We start from the raw sequence: 1,125 nt of genomic DNA on the forward strand, positions 1-1,125 counted from the left end.
AACCTGGGGACTGGAAATTCACTGACGCCATGCTCATGCATCCTGGCATTCCCACTTGATGTAGGGCTTGGTTTCAGCGGCCCATTTGTCGTTGATCTCGACCAGCACAGCACTGACGAGGCGCAGGAGGGCATCTTCGCTGGGAAAGACCCTGACCTTGACGGTGCGCCGTTTCAGCTCCTGCTGGACGGACCGCTCCATCGGGTTCGAGGTGCGTAGCCGCTTGCGGTGGTGCTCGGGCAGGGTGAAGACGGCAAGGCCCTCGGGGACGTTCTCCTCGAGCCACGCGGCCAGTTTTGGCGCGGTGTCGCGGTAGCTGGCGACCAGCTCGGCCAGCTCGGCCAGGGCGGTCTCGGCCTTGGCGAGGTCGTCCGCCGTCCAGACCGATCTCAGCTGCCTGCCGATGCGTTTGCGGCTCTCGGCGTTGGGGGCATGGTGGATGGGGTTCCGGGCGAGATGGAATTGGCAGCGCTGCCATGTGGCGCCACCCAGAACGGCACGCCGGGCGGCGCGCAGACCGCTATGGTCGTCGGAGACGATGAATTCGACCCCGTGCAGGCCACGGGCAACGAGGCTTTCGAGGACCGCCCGCCAGTGGACTTCGGCCTCCGACAGGGCGACAGAAACGCCCAGCACCCGGCGGCGCTCGTCCGGCCCGATGCCGATCGCCAAGAGCACCGCGGCGTCGCGCACGATCCCGCCATGGCGCATCTTTTCGTATCGGGCATCGAGGATCAGATACTTGATCTCGCCAAGGGGGCGGTTGCGCCAGGCGGCCAGTTCGTCATCAAGCAGCTTCACGGCGCGGCTGACCTGCGTCGAAGACAGACACTCGATGCCGAGCTCGCGCATCACCGCTTCGGCGTTCCGGGTGGAGACGCCCTTGATGTACATCTCGGCCACGGCCAGCATCACCGCCCTGACCGAGCGCCGTCCGCGCTCCAGAGATTGCGGGTAGAAGGGCTGGCCCTCATGCCCGGCGGTCTTGGGCACCTGCACGTTCACCGTGCCCGCGGGGGTGTCGATGCGCTTGGGTTTGTAACCGTTGGCGTAGCCCTGCCGCTCGGTCGTGCGCTCATAAAGACCGGCGCCGAGAAAGCGTTCCCGCTCGATCTGCATCGCCAG

The 1,125-nt window shown here is 66.2% G+C and carries 1 protein-coding gene; it reads right to left on the minus strand.

The window, feature by feature from the left end:
• Positions 1 to 33: 33 nt before the first annotated feature.
• On the minus strand, positions 34 to 1,125 hold a 1,092-nt coding region (locus DL899_RS19230), incomplete at its 5' end, for an IS256 family transposase (RefSeq protein ID WP_111735913.1).

The sequence above is a fragment of the Roseovarius amoyensis genome, assembly GCF_003260265.1.
GTDB lineage: Bacteria > Pseudomonadota > Alphaproteobacteria > Rhodobacterales > Rhodobacteraceae > Roseovarius > Roseovarius amoyensis.